Here is a 17,116-nt window from a genome sequence, read left to right as displayed (position 1 = left end):
TTAAGGGGCGCCGCGCCGACCCCATCGGATGAGCCCTACTCCTCCTCCAGAGCGGCCGTCAGCAAGGGGCGGGACGCGGGCTCGACGTGGTCGGCGTAGTAGGCGTGCAGCGCCCGGCGGGCCAGTTGGGCGGCGTGCGGGGCGTCGCCGGCGCGGATGGCGGCGAGTACCTGCTCGTGGTGGTCGATGGAGCGGGCCATCCAGGCGGTGGCGTCCGCGACGTTCGCGATCTTGTGCTCGATGATCTCCACGACGGCGTCGTGGACGGCGCGGGCGCAGAGCCCGAGCAGAGCGTTGCGGCTGGCTTCCGCGACGGCCTGGTGGAACAGCGCGTCGGTCTCGCTGAACTCCCGCAGCCCGGCTCCGGCCCCCGTCAGGGACCGCATCCGCTCGATCAGTCCGGCCATCCGGGTCAGGTCGTCCTCGGTGCGCAGCCGGGCGGCGAGCCGGTTGCTCTCGGCCTCCAGGACCATCCGGAACTGGATCAGTTCGCCGAGGCTGCAGAGGTGGGAGCGGGTGAGCCGGCCGAGCGCCTGGCTGAGGTTGTCGGCCGAGACGCCGAGCACCTCCGCACCCAGCGGGTCGCCGGGCCGGGACCGGATCAGACCCGCCGACTGCAGTACCCGCAGGGCCTCGCGGACGGTCGAGCGGCCGACACCGAACTGGCTGACGAGATCCCGCTCGCCGGGAAGCCGGGAGCCGGGCGGCAGTTCGCCGCTGAGGATGCGCTCCTCTATCTGCTCGGCCACCCGCTGGTAGGCCCGTACCGGCTCGACGGGAGTGAAGGGAGCGTCGAAGGTGGCCATCGGGGACCCCGTTCCGTGTTCCGTGCCGATTGTTGCTGGTTTCCGTGCCGATTGCTGCTGGTGGCCTCTTGACCCACGCATGAACGTGCGAGCAGAGTACGGGAAATCAACTGGTCTGACCAGTGGACTGGCCTCCCGGCCAGGCGTTTTGGAGGTTCTATGCACGCCGCCCAGACCCACCCGCCGACCGGCATCGCGATCGACGAAGCCGCGGCCGTCGCCTTCACCCAGGACCTGATCCGGTTGCGTACGGTCAACGCCACCGGCGCCACCGACGTCGAACGGCCGGCCGCCGACCTGGTCGCCGCGCTGTTCACCGAGTTCGGCTGGCAGTACGAGGTGGTGGAGGTCACGCCGGGCCGGCCGAACGTCATCGCCGTCGTCGACGGCAAGGGCGGCGAGGGCCCGACCCTGATGTTCGAGGGCCACACGGACGTGGTCACCGAGGGCGACCCGGCGGCGTGGAGCGTCGACCCGTACGGCGCGGAGATCCGCGACGGCAAGCTGTGGGGCCGGGGCGCCGCTGACATGAAGTCCGGGGTGGCCGCCATGATCTACGGCGTACGGGCGCTCCAGCAGGCCGGCCCGTTCCCCGGGCGGATCGTCCTCGGCGTGCTGTGCGACGAGGAAGGCATGATGCTCGGCGCCAAGGCGTTCGCCGCGTCGCCGCTCGCCGCGGAGATCGACGGCGTGATCGTCTGCGAGCCGGAGGGGTACGAGGTGTGCACCTCGGCCCGCGGCGGCATCCGGCTCCGGCTGGAGCTGACCGGCGTGATGGCGCACGGCGCGATGCCGCAGGAGGGCAAGAACCCGATCGTCGCGGGGGCCCGCATCGTCGAGGCGCTCGGCCGCGCCCAGACCTGGGCCGAGGTGCGCTTCGGCACGCATCCGCACGCCGGCAGCGTCACCGTCACCCCGACCGTGCTGCACGGTGGCGACCCCGACCAGCTCAATGTCATTCCGGCGCACGGCCTGGTCGGCGTCGACGTACGGACCATCCCCGGCACGGACCACGCCGAGCTGATCGCGCGCATCCGCAACGAGGCCGAGGAGGCCGCGGCGACGGCCGGCGTCACGGTCGGGCTGACCATCGTCGACGACCGCCCGGCGATCGAGATCCCTGAGGACCACCCGGTGGTGGCCGGGCTGGTGGCGGCGCACGAAAGGGTGCACGGCAGCCCGCCGCCCTTCGGAGCCGTGCCCGGCACCACCGACGGCACGGTCCTGACCCGTGACGCGGGCCTGCCCACCGTCGTCTACGGACCCGGTGGCAAGTGGATCGCGCACCAGAAGGACGAGTACGTGGAGGTGCGCGAGATCGGCGAGTACACCCGGGTGTACGCCGAGGCGGCGCGCCACTTCCTCACCCAGGGGGTGCACCGCGATGACGCCTGAGGAGATCACCGGGTGCTTCCCCGCCGGACTGCCCGTCGGCGACGGCTGGGTGCCCGCGCCCGCCACCGAATCCGTCACCTTCCCGTACGACGGCAGTGAGGTCGCGCAGGCGCCCGTCGGTGACGAGGCGCTGGCGCGGCGGGCGGTGGAGCACGCGGCGGCGCTCCGCAAGGACGTGGCGCGGCTCCCCACCCGGGTCCGGCGCCGAGTGCTCGGGGGCGTGGCGGCGGCGCTCGCGGAAGTCGCGCGCCCCATGGAGGACCTGCTCGTCCTGGAGACGGGCAAGCCGCGCGTGGACTGCCGTACAGAGGTGCAGCGGGCGGTTTCCACGTGGGAGGCGGCGGCCGACGAGGTGGCCCATATCCACGGCGAGACCGTGCCGCTGGACCTGCTGCCCTCCGGGGACGGCATGACCGGCTTCTGGACCCGCTGCCCGATCGGCGTCGTGGTGGGCATCGCGGGCTTCAACTACCCGATGCTGCTCGCCTCCCACAAGATCGCGCCCGCGCTCGCGGCCGGCTGCCCCGTGGTCGTCAAGCCCGCGCCCGCCACCCCGCTCGCCACGCTCTGGCTGGTCCACCTGGTCCGCGAGCAACTGGCCGCGGCCGGGGCGCCGGTGGGCGCGGTGCAGCTGGTCACGGGTGACGTGGCGGTGGGCCGCACGCTCACCACGCACGACGCGGTCGCCGCCGTCTCCTTCACCGGCTCCGCCGCGATCGGCCACCGCATCGCCCGGGACGCCGCGCCCCGCAAGGTCGTCCTCGAACTGGGCTCCAACGCCGCCCTCGTGGTGGCCGCCGACGCCGACCTGGACGCGGCGGCCGACGCCGTGCTCCGCGGCGGCTACTACGCCTCGGGCCAGGCGTGCATCGCCGTCCAGCGGGTGATCGCGGTCGAGGAGATCGCCGAGGAGCTGGAGAAGCGGATCGCCGACCGGCTCTCCGAGGTCGTGGTCGGCGACCCGCGCGAGGAGGCGACGCGGGTGTCCGCGCTCATCGACGAGGCGGCCACCGACCGGGTGCTGGCCTGGGTCGAGGAGGCCCGCGCGGCCGGCGCGCGGGTGGTCGCCGGCGGCGTGCGGGACGGGCGCTGCCTCACGCCCGCGCTGCTCGCCGATGTGCCCGGCGGGCTGCCCGCCTGGGACGAGGAGATCTTCGGGCCGGTCGTCGCGCTGCGTACGGTGCCGGACCTGGATGCCGCATACGCGCTGGTCAACGACTCGCGGTACGGACTGCACGCCGCGGTCTTCACCCGCGACCTGGGCGCCGCCTTCACGGCGATCGACGCGCTCGACGTGGGCGGCGTCGTCATCAACGAAGTACCCGGCTACCGCAGCGACGTCGCCCCGTACGGCGGTGTGAAGGACTCGGGCATCGGCCGCGAGGGCCCGCGCTTCGCCATCGAGGAGCTGACGGTGACGCGGATGGCGGTGATCAGGACATGACCGCGGGCCGCGAGAAGCACGGGTCGCCGACACCAGGAGAAGGAGCCCCATGACGTACGCGAACCTCTTCCGTCTCGACGGCCGGCACATCGTGGTCGTCGGCGGAGGCAGCGGTATCGGCCGCGAGGCCGTGCGGGCGCTGGCCGCGCACGGCGCGGACGTGACGGTCGCCGACCGCGACGTCAAGGGCGCCGCCGAGACCGCCCGGCTCGCCCAGGAGGAGCCGCCCGCACCCGGCAGCCGTACGGGCACGGCGACCCCGTACGAGCTGGACGTGCTGGACGCCGAAGCGGTGCGCGCGGCGGCGGCCGCGTGGGGCGCCCCGGACGGCCTGGTGGTCACCGTCGGCGCCAACGTCCGCAAGCGGATCGTCGATTACACCCTGGAGGAGTTCGACCGGGTGGTCGCGCTGAACCTCCGGGCGCACTTCGCACTCGTACAGGCCGTCGCCCCGGCCATGGCCGAGCGCGGCAGCGGCAGTGTCGTCGGGCTCGCCTCGATGCGCGCGATACAGGTCGAGCCGGGCCAGAGCGTGTACGCGGCGTCCAAGGCGGGCCTGGTGCAGTTCCTGCGGACCGCGGCCGCGGAATGGGGGCCGCGCGGGGTGCGGTTCAACGCCATCGCGCCCGGTGTCGTGCGGACGCCGCTGACCGACCAGATCGCCGCCGACCCCGAGTGGTACGACGCGTACGCGCAGGCGTCCGCGCTGCGGCGGTGGGCCGGCGCCGAGGAGCTGGCGGGCGCCGTGCAGTACCTGGTCTCGGACGCCTCCACCTTCGTCACCGGCAGCGTGCTGACCGTGGACGGCGGCTGGACCGCGGTCGACGGCCGGTACGAGCCGACGGTTTGACCTGCGGTAACGTCCGATTTCCCCGCACTCCCCCCTCGAACCCCTCGATCCCCTCGAAGGAGTCCCATGTCGCACGCCCCCGAGGACCGCGGGCGGGAGGGCCCGGCGGAGGCCGGCGCGCACCCGCTCGACGGCCTGCCCGAAGTGAGCGCCCGGCGCCCCGCGCTGTGGCTGCTGCTCGTCCCGGCCGTCCTGTACTGCCTGGCGCCGCTCGTGGCGAACCGCATCGAGCCGCGCGTCCTCGGCGTGCCGTTCCTGCTGTTCTGGATCCTCGCCGCCACGGTCATCAGCCCTCTCGTCATCTGGGCCGTCACCCGCCTGGACCCCGCGTACCGCACGGGCGCGGCAGAACCACTGCCGGCCGATCCCGGGGCCGCGCCCGAAGGAACCGAAGGAGGCCGCGCGTGAGCAGCTCAGCGGCGATCGCCACGACCATCTTCGGCCTCGCCATGGTCGCGACCATCCTCATCGGCGTGCTCAGCGCACGCGGCCGGGACAAGGGCCTGTCCGAGTGGTCGGTCTCCAGCCGGGGCCTGGGCGTGCTCTTCATCTGGCTGCTGATGGCCGGCGAGACCTACACCAGCTTCTCCTTCCTCGGCACGGCCGGCTGGTCGTACTCCTTCGGCGTGCCGATCCTCTACCTCGTCGCGTACCTCACCGTCGGCTTCGCGGTGGCGTACGTCGTCGGCCCGGCCATCTGGACGTACGCGAGCCGGCACGGCCTGATCTCCATCGCGGACATGGCCGAACACCGCTTCCGCTCCCGGCCCGTGGGCATCCTGGTCGCGGTGATCGCCACGGTCTTCCTCGTGCCGTACATCCAGGTGCAGATCCAGGGCATGGGCGTGGTGGTCAACGCGATGACGTACGGGAGCGTGGACCTGAAGGTCGCCGCGGTCATCTCGTTCGTCGTCGCGGAGGTCTTCATCCTGGTGTCCGGGCTGCGCGGCTCGGCGTGGGTCAGCGCGCTCAAGGACGTCCTGGTCATCGCCGCGGTGGTCTTCCTCGCGGTGTACGTGCCGATGCACTACCTCGACGGCTTCGGCGACTTCATGCACCGCATGGTCGCGGAGAAGCCCGAGTGGCTGACCTTCCCCGGCCATGATTCGGCCGGCAAGGGCGGGACGTGGTTCATCTCCACCCTGCTGCTCAACGCCGTGACGATCACGATCTTTCCGACCACCGTCGCCGGTTACCTCAGCGCGCGGGACCCCAACGCGCTGCGCCGCAACGCCGTACTGCTGCCCTGGTACCAACTCCTGCTCTTCGTCCCGATGATGATCGGTGCCACCGCACTGTTCGTCATGCCGGCCCTCGGCAATCCGGACCTGGCGCTGTTCAGCCTGGTCACCGACTCGCTCCCGGCCCCGGCCGTGGCCATCATCGGTGTCGCGGGCGCGCTCTCCGCCATCGTCCCGATGAGCGTCTTCATGCTCGCGATCGGCACGCTGTGGGGCCGCACGCTGCTCGGCGGTGGTAACGGCGCCGACCCGCGCAGCCGCCGTACGGGCCGCACGCCCGCCGACGACGTACGCACCAAGCGGCTCTCCCAACTGGTCTGTCTGATCGCCGGGCTGATCGCGCTGGCGGGCGCGCTCTTCTACCCCAACACCCTGGTCCAGCTCTCGGTCCTGTCGTACGAGGGGCTGGCGCAGCTCGTCCCGGTGGTGCTGCTCGCGCTGTTCTGGCGGCGGATGACGAAGGCCGGCGCGGTGGCCGGGATGCTCGTCGGGCTCGCGGTCGTGGTGGCGCTGTGGGCCAGCGGCAACGACCCGCTGTACGGCGTCAACGGCGGCATCGTCGCGCTGGCCGTCAACCTCGTCGTCACGGTGGCGGTCACCCTCGCCGGCCCCGCGGGACATCAACGCGTGCCGCAGCCGACGACCGGCACGACCCCGGCCTCGGCCACTTCGAAGGAGGCTCCGTGATCGACGAAACCACCCCGGTGCTCCACCGCGCCGCCCACATCGTCAGCCAGCGCGGGAGCGGCCCCGAGCCCGAGGCGTTCGCCGTCGCCGAAGGCAGCATCCGGGCCACCGGACCGGTCGCCGAGCTGCGGGACCGCTTCCCGGGCGCACCGGAGGTCGACCACGGCGACGCGACCGTCATCCCTGGCCTCAACGACGCCCACATCCACCTCGCGATGGCCGCCACCGACCTGCTCCACCTGGACCTGTCGGCCGCCGCTGTCGCGACGACCGACGCGCTGCTCGCCACCGTCACCGCCGAGGCGGCCCGCACGGCACCGGGGGAGTGGATCCGCGGCAGCCGCTACGACGACGCCAAGACCGGCCGGATCACCCGCCACGACCTGGACCGGGCAGCACCCGATCACCCCGCCCTCGTCGTCCATGTCGCGGGCCACTGGGGCGTCGTCAACTCCACCGGGCTGCGCGCCCTGGGCATCGACGAGGACACCCCGGCCCCGGACGGCGGCGACTTCGGCCGCGACGCCGACGGCCGCCTCGACGGACGGCTGATCGAACGTGCCCTGATGAACGTCGTCTACCCGGCCACCGCGCGCGGCGATTCCCCGCTCACCCCCAGCTCCCCGCAGGACCGGCTGCGCGGCCTGCTGCGCGCCCAGGAGCTGTGGCACGCCGCCGGGCTCACCTCGATCTGCGACGCGCTGATCGCCCCGGACGACATCGCCCTGCTGCGCACCGCGCGCGACCAGGGCCGGCTGACGATGCGCACGGGCATGCTGCTCTCCATCGACCACTACGCCAAGGCACAGGCGCTCGGCGTCGGCAGTGGCTTCGGCGACGACCTGCTGCGCTTCGTCGGCGTCAAGGCGTTCCTGGACGGCGCGATCGGCGGGCGGACGTGTCTGCTGGCCGAGCCGTACGCGGACCCCGAGTGCGGCGGCCCGGACGGGCACGGCCTGCAGACCACCTCGACCGAGGAGCTGTTCGCGCAGGTACGTGAGGTGCACGCGGACGGCAACCGCATCGGCGTGCACGCCAACGGCGACTCCGCGATCCGCCTCGTCCTGGACGCCTTCGAGGCAGCACAGCGCGAGACCCCGCGCCCCGGGCTGCGCCACCGCATCGAACACTGCACGCTCATCGACGACGGGATCCTTGCCCGGATGAAGGCGCTGGACGCGATCGCCGTGCCGTTCGCCGGGTACGCCGGCTACCACGGTGGGGCGCTGAACACCTGGTACGGCACCGAGCGCACGGAGCGGATGTTCGCGCACCGCTCGTTCCTGGACGCGGGCGTCACCGTCGCCGGGTCTTCGGACTACCCCTGCGGCCCGTACGAACCGCTCCTCGGCCTGCAGTCGATGGTCACCCGGGAAGGCATCGAGGACGGCGCGAAGGTCGGACCCACGCAACGGGTCACTGCTGCCGAGGCACTGCGGATCTTCACCCTCGGCTCGGCCGAGGCCGAGGGCACGGCGCACCACAAGGGCCGGATCGCCCCCGGACACCTCGCCGACTTCGTCGTCCTGGGGGAGAACCCACTGACCGCCGACCCGCACGGCATCGCCGCGATCCCGGTACGCGCGACGTACGTGGGCGGCGAGTGCGTACACGAGGAGGCCACCCGATGACGGAGTCCGGTGCCGCGGTCACCTTCGAGGTTCCCGGCCTGTCCGAGCCGGTGGAGATCCTCATCGACCGCTGGGGCGTGCCGCACCTCTACGCAGCCTCGCGCGAGGACCTCTTCCTCGCGCAGGGGTTCAACGCGGCCCGCGACCGGCTCTTCCAGATCGATCTGTGGCGGCGGCGCGGCCTCGGTCTGTTGGCGGAGGTCCTCGGCCCCGAGTACGCCGAACACGACCGCGCCGCACGGCTGTTCCTCTACCGCGGCGACATGGCGGCCGAGCGGGAGGCGTACGGCCCGGACACCGAGCGGACCACCACCGCCTTCGTGCATGGCATCAACGCCTTCGTGACCCTCTGCAGAACCCAACGGGAGTACCTGCCCCCGGAGTTCCGGCTGCTGGACTACGAACCGGCGTACTGGGAGCCCGCCGACGTCGCCCGCATCCGCAGCCACGGCCTCTACTACAACGTCCACGACGAGGTCCAAAGAGCCCTCACCCTGCGGGACTTCGGGCCCGAGGTGGAGGAGCTGCGCAAGGTCCGCGAGCCCGCGCACGAGCTGCGCGTACCGGAGGGCCTGGACCTCTCCGTCATCCCGGACGACGTGCTGCGCGTGTACCGGATGGCGACCACCCCGCCGTGGGCCGCGAACGCCCCGCGCCAGGGCATCGACGGCAGCAACAACTGGGTGCTCGCCCCGTCCCGCACCGCCACAGGGCGCCCGCTGCTGGCCAACGACCCGCACCGCGCCGTCACCCTGCCCGCGCTGCGCTACCTCGCGCATCTCTCGGCCCCCGGCCTCGACGTCATCGGCGCGGGCGAGCCGGCCCTGCCCGGCGTCTCCATCGGCCACAACGGCCGCCTCGCCTTCGGCCTCACGATCTTCCCCATCGACCAGGAGGACCTGTACGTCTACCGCACCGACCCGGCCGACCCCAAGCGGTTTGCCTACGGGGACGGCTGGGAGGCGATGACGAAGGTCACCGAGACCATCCCGGTGCGCGGCGGCGAGCCCGTCACCACCGACCTGTGGTTCACCCGGCACGGCCCGGTCATCGACGAACGCCCCGACCGCGCCGCCGCGTTCGCGGTCCGCGCCGCCTGGCTGGAGCCGGGCATGGCCCCGTACCTCGGCAGCATGGACTACATGGGCGCGGCCGGGCCCGACGCCTTCGTCGCCGCCATGGAGCGGTGGGGCGCGCCCGGCGAGAACCAGGTCTACGCGGCCCCGGACGGCACGACCGGCTGGCGCCCGGCCGGGCGGGTCCCCGTCCGCCGCGGCTGGGACGGCACGCTCCCGGTGCCGGGCGACGGCCGGTACGAATGGGACGGGCACCATCCGGTCGGCGCGCTGCCCTCCGTGCGGGACCCGGAGGACGGCTGGTTCGCCACGGCCAACCAGCTCAACCTCCCCGCGGAGTATCCGAATGCCGAGCGGACGGTCACCTACGACTGGTACGCGCCGCACCGCCACCACCGCCTCGCCGAGACTCTGGCCGCGCGGTCGGACTGGACCGCGGCGGACTGCGTGGCCCTGCAGAACGACTATGTGAGCCTGCCCGCACGCGAGATCCAGCCCTTGCTGGCGGGGTTGACCAGCGACGACTCGCAGGTGGCCGGGGCGCTGAAGCTGCTGCGGGACTGGGACGCCTCGCTCGACGCGGACTCGCCCGCCGCCGCGCTCTTCGAGATCTGGTACCGCCGCCATCTCCGTCCCGAGCTGCTGCGCCGGGCCCTCGCCCGGCTGCTCCCGGAGGAGCGGGTGGCCGGGGCGCTCGCCCGTGTGCTGCCCGCCGAGGACGCCAGCGCCGACCCCCGGGTCGACCTCTCGCTGCTCCTCGCGCCGGGGGAGCGGCTCGGGCCCGACCCGGACGCCGCGATCCGCGCGGCGATCCTCACCAGCCTCGGCCCGGCGATGGAGGAGACCGCGAAGCTGCTGGGGCCCGACCCCGGCGCGTGGCGATGGGGCGCGCTCCATCAGGCGCTCCCGCACCACCCCCTCGCCGGGCTCCTCGGCGCCGAGGCCGCCGGCTGGTCCTCGGTGGGCCCCGCGCCGCGCGGCGGCAGCGGCGACACGGTCTCGGCGACGGCGTACGGCCCGGGCTTCCGGCAGTCCGGCGGCGCCACGTTCCGGCTGGTGGTGGACGTCGGCTCGTGGGACGACTCGGTGGCGATGAACGCGCCGGGCCAGTCCGGCGACCCGGGCAGTCCGCACTACCGGGACTTGTTCGAGCCGTGGGCGGCGGACGAGGCGTTCCCGCTGCTGTACTCGCGCGAGCGGATCGAGGAGCACACGACGCGGCGGATCACACTCGTACCGGGTGTCGCCCCGGGGGAGTGACCGGGATCCTCACTCGGCGAAGAGCGCGTCCAGGTAGACCCAGGCACCGTCGTGCCGGACGAAGCGGCTGTGCTCGTGCAGCGCGTCCTCCGCGCCGCCGTACCGGAACCGCGCCCGGAATTCGACGGTGCCGGTGGTGTGGAACGCGCTGCCCTCGGACGTCTGCAGGATCTCCAGGCCCAGCCAGCGCTGCCCCGCGTCGAACTCGATGCGGGGTGGCCGGGTGTCCGGATGCCAGGTCCGCAGCAGATAGGGCTCGTCCCGGACCGCGAAGGCGCTGTACCGCGAGCGCATCAGCCGCTCGGCGGTGGGCGCCGCCGCCGTCCCGGTGTGGAACCGCCCACAACACTCCCCGTACGGGGCGGACAGGCCGCAGGGACAGGGCGAGGAGGCAGTGACGGCGGGCGCTGCGGCCTGCTTCGGGCGCGGGGTGCGACGGGGCATGCGCCCATTGTGCCCGGTCGCGGAAATGCGGCCGCGATATCGCCGAGCGGACGCATCGTCTCGCCATCCGAGACGGCGTTACGTGTGGCTTACACCCGGTATTACCGTGGAGCGCATGTTCGGACCCGCCCGTGTGCTCACGCTCGCGCTCTTCGCGGCGACGCCGTGGGACGTCGACGACGCGCTCTGTAGCCGCTGACGCCCCCGGTCCGGCCCTTCCCGGTACGTCCGTACGTACCGCATCCCCTCCCACGGAGACCCACGTGACGACCGCTCCCCCTGCCGGGGCGGCCGGGGCACCGCCCCGTACCGGCGCCCTGCTCACCCCGGCACCCACCCGCACGCCCGCGCCCGAGGCCGAGCCCGCGCCGCCCGTCCGCCGGACGCCCCTGGTGGTCGCCGGACTGATCGGTGCCGGGCTCACCGCCTACGTGTGGAGCGCCAACGGCGCCAAGCCCGGCATCCTGCTGCTCCTCGGCATCGCCCTGGGCTTCGCCCTCTTCCACTCCCGCTTCGGCTTCACCTCCGCCTGGCGGCAGCTCATCGCCGTCGGCAACGGCACCGGACTGCGTGCCCACGCCCTGCTGCTCGGCACCACGGCGACGCTCTTCGCGCTGCTCATCGGCACCGGCACCGGACTGTTCGGCTCGGTACCGGCGCCCAGCGCCGGACCGCTGGGCGTCGCCTTGCTGGTCGGCGCCTTCCTCTTCGCCATCGGCATGCAGCTCGGCGGCGCCTGCGCCTCCGGCACCCTCTTCGCCGTCGGCTCGGGGCAGAGCACCATCGTGCTCACCCTGGGCGGCTTCATCGCCGGCTCGACGCTGGCGGCCTGGCAGTACAACCTCTGGCGCGACCTGCCCGCCTTTGACCCGGTGCTCTTCTCGGACCACCTGGGCTGGGCCGGGTCCTGGGCCGTGACCATGGTCCTGCTCGCCGTGGTCGTCCTGGTCTCGCGCCGCGTCCAGGCCCGCCGCAACCCGCCGCCCGTCGGCACCCCGCCGTCCGCGCGCACCACCCTGGCCCGCGTCTTCCGCGGCTCCTGGACCCTGTGGGCCGGCGCGCTGGCGCTCGCCGTCCTCGGCGCCGGCGTGCTGCTGGTCTCGGGCGGCGCCTGGGGCATCACCAGTGCCTTCGCGCTGTGGGGCTCGAAGCTGGTGGGCGCGCTCGGCGGCTCCCCGGAGCACTGGGCGTTCTGGCAGGACCCGAAGAACGCCGCGTCGTACGCGGGCCCGGTCCTGGCCGACAAGACCAGCCTGACGGACCTCGGCATCATGATCGGCGCCGCGGTCGCGGCCGCCGCGGGCGGCGTGTGGAAGCTGCACCGCGGCCTGCCCGCCCGCACCGCGCTCGCCGCCGTGCTCGGCGGCATCCTGATGGGCGTCGGCGCCCGGATGGCAGGCGGCTGCAACATCGGCGCGTACCTCGCCGGCATCGCCTCCGGCAGCCTGCACGGCTGGATCTGGGGCGCGGCAGCGCTCGTCGGCACCTGGGTGGGCCTCCGGCTGCGCCCGTCCTTCGGGCTCGGCAACCCGAAGCCGGGGGACGGCGTCTGCTGAGCGCCTGACACCGACGAAAGCGGCGGCCGCCGGGGAAGATCCCCGGCGGCCGCCGCCGTCAGTGCGCGCGTTCACCGCTCCTGGATGCGGATATTGCGGTACGAGATGACATCGCTCGTACTGTGGACCTGGAGGCCGAGGTAGCCGGAGGCGTAGCGCCGACCGTCGGTGCCCGGGTCGTCGGAGCGCGGCGGGTAGAAGGTCTGCCCGCCGGTGTTGTCGAACTCGTTGATCAGCTTGCCGTTGCGGTAGATCTCGTAGTGCTGGTCGGTCACCCGGATCTCGTAGTCGTTCCAGGTGCCCTTGGGCGTGACCCCGGCGCCGCCGAGACCGACCCGGTCGAAGCCGTAGACCGAGCCCGTCTTGTACATGTCGCCGTCCGGGCGGTCCAGGATCTGGACTTCATGTCCGTACTTGATGGCGACCCACTCGGGCCGGGACTCCTCGGGGTGGTCATGGACGTTCGGGAAGCGGACGAAGACCCCGCCGTTGGCGTTGCCGGTGCCCGGCGCGTCGTCCCGGAACTGCAGCTTCAGCGAGAAGTCGTCGAAGCGGCGCTCGGGGAACCACAGCATGCCCATGCCGTCGACCGTCGTGCTGCTGGTCATGGCGCCGTCACCGGTGAGCGAGAAGGCACCGCCGCCCACGTGCTCCCACTTCTCGAAGGACGCCTGCGTCCCGTCGAAGAGGTCGCGGTAGCCGGTGTGCTGCCCGGGCTTGCCGATGCCGGACTGGCGGGCCGCCTTGTTGATCGCGCGGTACTCCCGCTTGTCGATCACTCCGTCCTTCAGGAGCTTGTCGGTCACCTCCGTGACGTGCTTGAGGAAGAGCGCCTGCGAGGACCAGTCCTTCTCGTCCTCGATCAGCTCGTTGATCGTGCAGCGGTTGCCGGTGACCCGGTTCGGCACGCCGGTGTCGACCGTGCCGACGATGACGGTCAGCCGCTCGTCGTGCTCCGGACAGGGCGGCGCCGGCACCCCGCCGCCCGTGGCGACGGTGAAGGAGGCCGTCCGCGCGGGCGAGGTGTTGCCCGCCTTGTCCGTCGCCCGGTGCGCGAGCGAGTGGTACCCCACCCGGTCCACGATCACCGGCGCCTCGTACGCGAGGTACGGCCCGCCGTCCAGCGAGTACTCGGTCTTCGCCACGCCGGAGCCCTCGTCGGTGGCCGTGAGGGTCACCGTCGCCTTCCCGATGTAGGCGCCGTCCGAGTTCTTGTCCCCCTTGACCTTGGCCGCGGTGTCCGGCGGGGTGGTGTCCTCGGGCGGCGGCGCGACGACGGTGAAGTCCACCGACTTCTCCGCGGCCGCGTTGCCGGCCTTGTCGGCGGCCCGGTAGCGGACCTTGTGGCTGCCCGCCTCGTGGACCATCACGGGCGCGGTGTACGGCTGCCAGGCGCCGTCCCCGAGCGCGTACTCGATGGTGTTGACGCCCGACCCGGTGTCGGACGCGGTGACGGTGACCGTCGCCATGCCGACGTAGGCGCCGTCCGCGTTCTTCTCCCCGGTTACCGTCGCGCTCGTTTCCGGCGGGGTCGTGTCGTCCGTCGGCGGCGCGACGACGGTGAAGTCCACCGTCTTCTCCGCCGCGACGTTGCCCGCCTTGTCGGCGGCCCGGTAACGGATCTTGTGCGTGCCGACCTGGTCGACCACGAGGGGCGCGGTGTAGGGCTGGAAGCCGCCGTCGCCCACCGCGTACTCGATGCGGTCCACGCCCGAGCCCTCGTCCGTGGCCGAGACGGTCACGGACGCGCTGCCCACGTACGCACCGTCGGCGTTCTTCTGCCCCTCGACCTTCGCTGAGGTCTCCGGCGCGGTGGTGTCCTCGCTGCCGCCGTCGGTGACGACGAGGACGCCCTGCATCGTCTCGTGGCCAGGGATCGTGCAGTGGTAGCGGTACTTGCCCGGGGTGAGCGTCACCTCGGCGGTGTGCTTGCCGCCGGAGGAGTCACCGGGGTTCGCCATGATGTTGAGGCTGACGTCCTGGTTGTACTCCGAGTCGGAGGTGACGAAGGTCAGGGTGTGCGGCATCCCCATGGTGTTGCCGGTGGCCTCGCTGTTCTCGAAGACGATGGTCGTCTTCCCGGCCACCGCGGTGGTGGGCGCCGAGGCGTACTTGGTGATGTCGTCGCCCGCCGTCCAGGTCAGCACCTGCTGCGCCTCGACGGGCGCCGGCTGCCCGTAGGCCGCCGTGGCGCCCACCCCGAGCAACAGGAACAGGACGGACAGCAGAGCGGTCAGCCGCCGGTTCATTTGACCGCCTTCCGGGCCAGATCGGCGGGGAGCGGAGTCGCCGGGCCGCCGTGGTAGGTGACGTGCCACAGCGCGGACTTGGCGTCGTGGGTGAAGAAGCCGCGCCCGTAGTCCAGGACATAGAGCGAGCCGTCGGGTGCGAACGTCCAGCCCATCAGGTTGCGGATGCCGTCGGCGCCCACCGGGACGATCTTGTCCAGGGTCTCGGCGTGCACGGGCAGCCCGCCCGAGCCGGCCGTCTTCGGATCCATGACGACCGCGTTCCGCGGCTGCTCACCGTCGTAGAAGTCGCCGACGAACCACTTGCCGTCCCAGTACGCGGGCCAGGCGTCCTTGCCCACCGTCTTCGCGTCGTAGCGGTAGACCGGCCCGTCCATCGCGGCCTGCCCGCCGCCCTTGAGCCAGGGCAGCAGGAACTTCTGCTCGGACTTCTTGTAGCTCGGCACGCCGTCGGCGTTCCGCGGGAAGTCCGGACCGCCGCCGGCGGGGGAGTACCAGATGTTGTTGGCCTCGGCGGGCGGGATGTTGACCAGCCCGTCGTTGTTCGGCGATTCGTTCTTCAGGTTGTCGCAGTCGTACCAGCCCAGCGGCTTGCTCGGGTCGGGGAGGTTGCGGTCGCGGTAGGGCTGCTTGTTGCCCATGCAGAACGGCCAGCCGCGGTTGGAGGCATGGGTGATCGCGGCGAACGTGTCGTACTTCGCCGGGCCCCAGGTCTCGCTCGGGTCGGTCGCGTCCGGGCCGACCCAGCCCGCGTAGAGCGTGTCGGTCTTCTTGTCGACGGAGATGCGGGAGGGGTTGCGGACGCCCATGACATAGATCTCGCCGCGGGTCTTGCCGCCGCCCTCGTCGGTCTCCTTGCCGGTGAAGAGGTTGCCCTCGGGCAGGGTGTACGTGCCGTCGTCCTCGGGGTGGATCCGCAGGATCTTCCCGTTGAGGTTGTTGGTGTTGCCCGCGGTGCGACGGGCATCGGCGAACGAGACGCCCTTGAAGTTCGGCTCCGGGTTGTTGCCCGAGTAACCGTCGCTGAACCGGCTGGAGTTGTTGTCACCGGTGGCGATGTAGAGGTTGTCCTTGGAGTCCCAGGCCATGCCGCCGCCCGCGTGGCAGCAGCTGTGGATCTGCACCGGCCACTTCAGCAGCACCTTCTCCGAGGAGAGGTCCAGCTTGTCGGTCTTGAGGTCCATGGTGAAGCGGGAGACGCGGCGCTCGGCCATGTGCGTGTCGCGGTCGATCTCCGAGTGCGGCGTGTAGTGGAGATACACCCAGCCGTTGTCGAGGAAGTCCGGGTCCAGCTCGATGCCGAGCAGCCCCTCCTCGTTCTTGACCAGCTCGTCGCCGCCACCCTTGTTGCCGAAGACGGTGAGCTCGCCCGCGAGCGTGACCTTCTTCGTCTCCGGGTCGTAGACGTGGACGGTGCCCTTGCCTTTGCCGATGTCCGGGTTGTTCCAGTCGGTGATCACGGGCGCGTCCGAGCCCTCGCCGCCGCGGCCGATGGAGAAGACGCGGCCGTCCTTGGCGGTCACCACGCCGTGCGGCTCGCCGATCTGGTCGTGCTGCCCGGGCTGGTTGGGCTGAGTGACCCGCTCGGCCTTGTAATGGGAGGCGATGGTGGCCTGGCAGTCGGCGCGGGCGAGCCGGGTGGTCCACAGCAGCGCGCCGCGCAGATGGGCGCGGAAGTCGGTCTCCTGGAAGCCGGCCGCGGTGCCGCCCATGCCGGTGTAGAAGGACCGCCCGCCGTCGTAGTCACGGCACCAGGAGATGGGATGGTCGGCGCCGTTGGCACCCGTGCCGGGCCGGAACGTGTTCTCCCGTACGCGGGCCACGGTGTGCACCGAACCGCTCGGATTCTCCGCCCAGTTGAGCCACCGGTCGGGGCGCTTCCACTCCAGCGGCAGGCTCTTGGTGGCGGGGTTGTCGCGGTCGCCGACCTCGACGGTGGCGCGCTGCACGTTGTCCGTGCCGCCCGTGGGGCGGGCGCCGATCAGGCCGGTGAACCATTCGGAGTACGGCTCGGCGCGGGCCGCGTTGTGGATGCCGACGAACCCGCCGCCGGCCTCCATGTAGCTCTCCAGCCCCGCTTCCTGCTCCGGGTCGAGGACGTCGCCGCCGCCGGTCAGGAAGACGACCGCGTTGTACCGGCCGAGCCGGGGCTTGGTGAAGACCGACGGGTCGGCCGTGGCGTCGATCGTGAAGTGCTCGGCGGCCGGCCCCTGCCGCCCGATCTTCTCGATCGCCTCGATGCCGGCGTTCACCGTCGGTGGCTCCTCGCCAGCCGAGGCGTGGAAGACCAGGACGCGGACGTTCTCGCCACCGGGCGGCGAGGGCAGTGCGAGTTTGGGCACGGAAGGTTCCGGCGGGGCCCCGGCCAGCGCGGGGGTCCCGCCCAGCAGGGCCGCCGTGACGGCCAGCGCGGACAGCCCGGCCGTCCGTCTCAGCCGTCCGGTGGTGGTGCGTTTCTGACGTGGTGCGCGACGCAT

12 protein-coding genes are annotated in these 17,116 nt (G+C 72.4%); 8 read left to right on the top strand and 4 right to left on the bottom strand.

Features of this window, described 5'->3' with window-relative positions:
* Positions 1 to 35 precede the first annotated feature (35 nt).
* Entirely contained in the window at positions 36 to 806 is a 771-nt protein-coding gene (locus tag IG84_RS0122880) for a FadR/GntR family transcriptional regulator (protein ID WP_031060353.1), read from the bottom strand.
* Between the two features lie 159 nt (positions 807 to 965).
* Between IG84_RS0122880 and IG84_RS0122875 the strand changes: the two genes are divergently transcribed.
* The 7 genes from IG84_RS0122875 to IG84_RS0122845 all read left to right on the top strand — a co-directional run bounded on the left by IG84_RS0122875 (position 966) and on the right by IG84_RS0122845 (position 10,390).
* Positions 966 to 2,201 carry a M20 family metallopeptidase gene (locus IG84_RS0122875; protein WP_031060351.1) on the top strand — a complete coding sequence of 412 codons (1,236 nt, stop codon included), beginning with the start codon at positions 966 to 968 and terminating at the stop codon, positions 2,199 to 2,201.
* Complete coding sequence (locus IG84_RS0122870) at positions 2,191 to 3,645, top strand: aldehyde dehydrogenase family protein (protein WP_031060348.1); 1,455 nt, start codon at positions 2,191 to 2,193, stop codon at positions 3,643 to 3,645. Before IG84_RS0122875 ends, IG84_RS0122870 begins: the two co-directional genes overlap by 11 nt.
* Positions 3,646 to 3,694: 49 nt before the next feature.
* Positions 3,695 to 4,495: an SDR family NAD(P)-dependent oxidoreductase gene (locus IG84_RS0122865; RefSeq protein WP_031060346.1), complete on the top strand. Its 801-nt coding sequence runs from the start codon at positions 3,695 to 3,697 to the stop codon at positions 4,493 to 4,495.
* A gap of 66 nt (positions 4,496 to 4,561) precedes the next feature.
* Complete coding sequence (locus tag IG84_RS0122860) at positions 4,562 to 4,903, top strand: DUF3311 domain-containing protein (RefSeq protein WP_051862254.1); 342 nt, start codon at positions 4,562 to 4,564, stop codon at positions 4,901 to 4,903.
* Positions 4,900 to 6,423 carry a sodium:solute symporter family protein gene (locus IG84_RS0122855; RefSeq protein WP_051862252.1) on the top strand — a complete coding sequence of 508 codons (1,524 nt, stop codon included), beginning with the start codon at positions 4,900 to 4,902 and terminating at the stop codon, positions 6,421 to 6,423. Before IG84_RS0122860 ends, IG84_RS0122855 begins: the two co-directional genes overlap by 4 nt.
* Positions 6,420 to 8,054: an amidohydrolase gene (locus tag IG84_RS0122850; protein WP_037800760.1), complete on the top strand. Its 1,635-nt coding sequence runs from the start codon at positions 6,420 to 6,422 to the stop codon at positions 8,052 to 8,054. The genes IG84_RS0122855 and IG84_RS0122850 overlap by 4 nt, the downstream gene beginning before the upstream one ends.
* Complete coding sequence (locus IG84_RS0122845) at positions 8,051 to 10,390, top strand: penicillin acylase family protein (RefSeq protein ID WP_031060337.1); 2,340 nt, start codon at positions 8,051 to 8,053, stop codon at positions 10,388 to 10,390. The genes IG84_RS0122850 and IG84_RS0122845 overlap by 4 nt, the downstream gene beginning before the upstream one ends.
* Before the next feature lie 9 nt (positions 10,391 to 10,399).
* Here the strand turns inward: IG84_RS0122845 and IG84_RS0122840 are convergent, their stop codons facing one another.
* Entirely contained in the window at positions 10,400 to 10,834 is a 435-nt protein-coding gene (locus IG84_RS0122840) for a YchJ family protein (RefSeq protein WP_031060335.1), read from the bottom strand.
* 263 nt (positions 10,835 to 11,097) lie between these two features.
* Here IG84_RS0122840 and IG84_RS0122830 point away from each other — a divergent pair, with 263 nt between their 5' ends.
* Positions 11,098 to 12,390 carry a YeeE/YedE family protein gene (locus IG84_RS0122830; RefSeq protein ID WP_031060332.1) on the top strand — a complete coding sequence of 431 codons (1,293 nt, stop codon included), beginning with the start codon at positions 11,098 to 11,100 and terminating at the stop codon, positions 12,388 to 12,390.
* Between the two features lie 71 nt (positions 12,391 to 12,461).
* Here the strand turns inward: IG84_RS0122830 and IG84_RS0122825 are convergent, their stop codons facing one another.
* Positions 12,462 to 14,639: an OmpL47-type beta-barrel domain-containing protein gene (locus IG84_RS0122825; RefSeq protein ID WP_031060329.1), complete on the bottom strand. Its 2,178-nt coding sequence runs from the start codon at positions 14,637 to 14,639 to the stop codon at positions 12,462 to 12,464.
* Positions 14,636 to 17,116 carry a ThuA domain-containing protein gene (locus IG84_RS0122820; RefSeq protein WP_211266505.1) on the bottom strand — a complete coding sequence of 827 codons (2,481 nt, stop codon included), beginning with the start codon at positions 17,114 to 17,116 and terminating at the stop codon, positions 14,636 to 14,638. The genes IG84_RS0122825 and IG84_RS0122820 overlap by 4 nt, the downstream gene beginning before the upstream one ends.

The organism is Streptomyces ochraceiscleroticus, from assembly GCF_000720485.1.
In the GTDB taxonomy this organism is placed as follows: Bacteria; Actinomycetota; Actinomycetes; order Streptomycetales; family Streptomycetaceae; genus Streptomyces; species Streptomyces ochraceiscleroticus.
The sequence above is the reverse complement of the archived record's forward strand: the minus strand, read 5'-3'. Positions and strand labels throughout refer to the sequence as shown.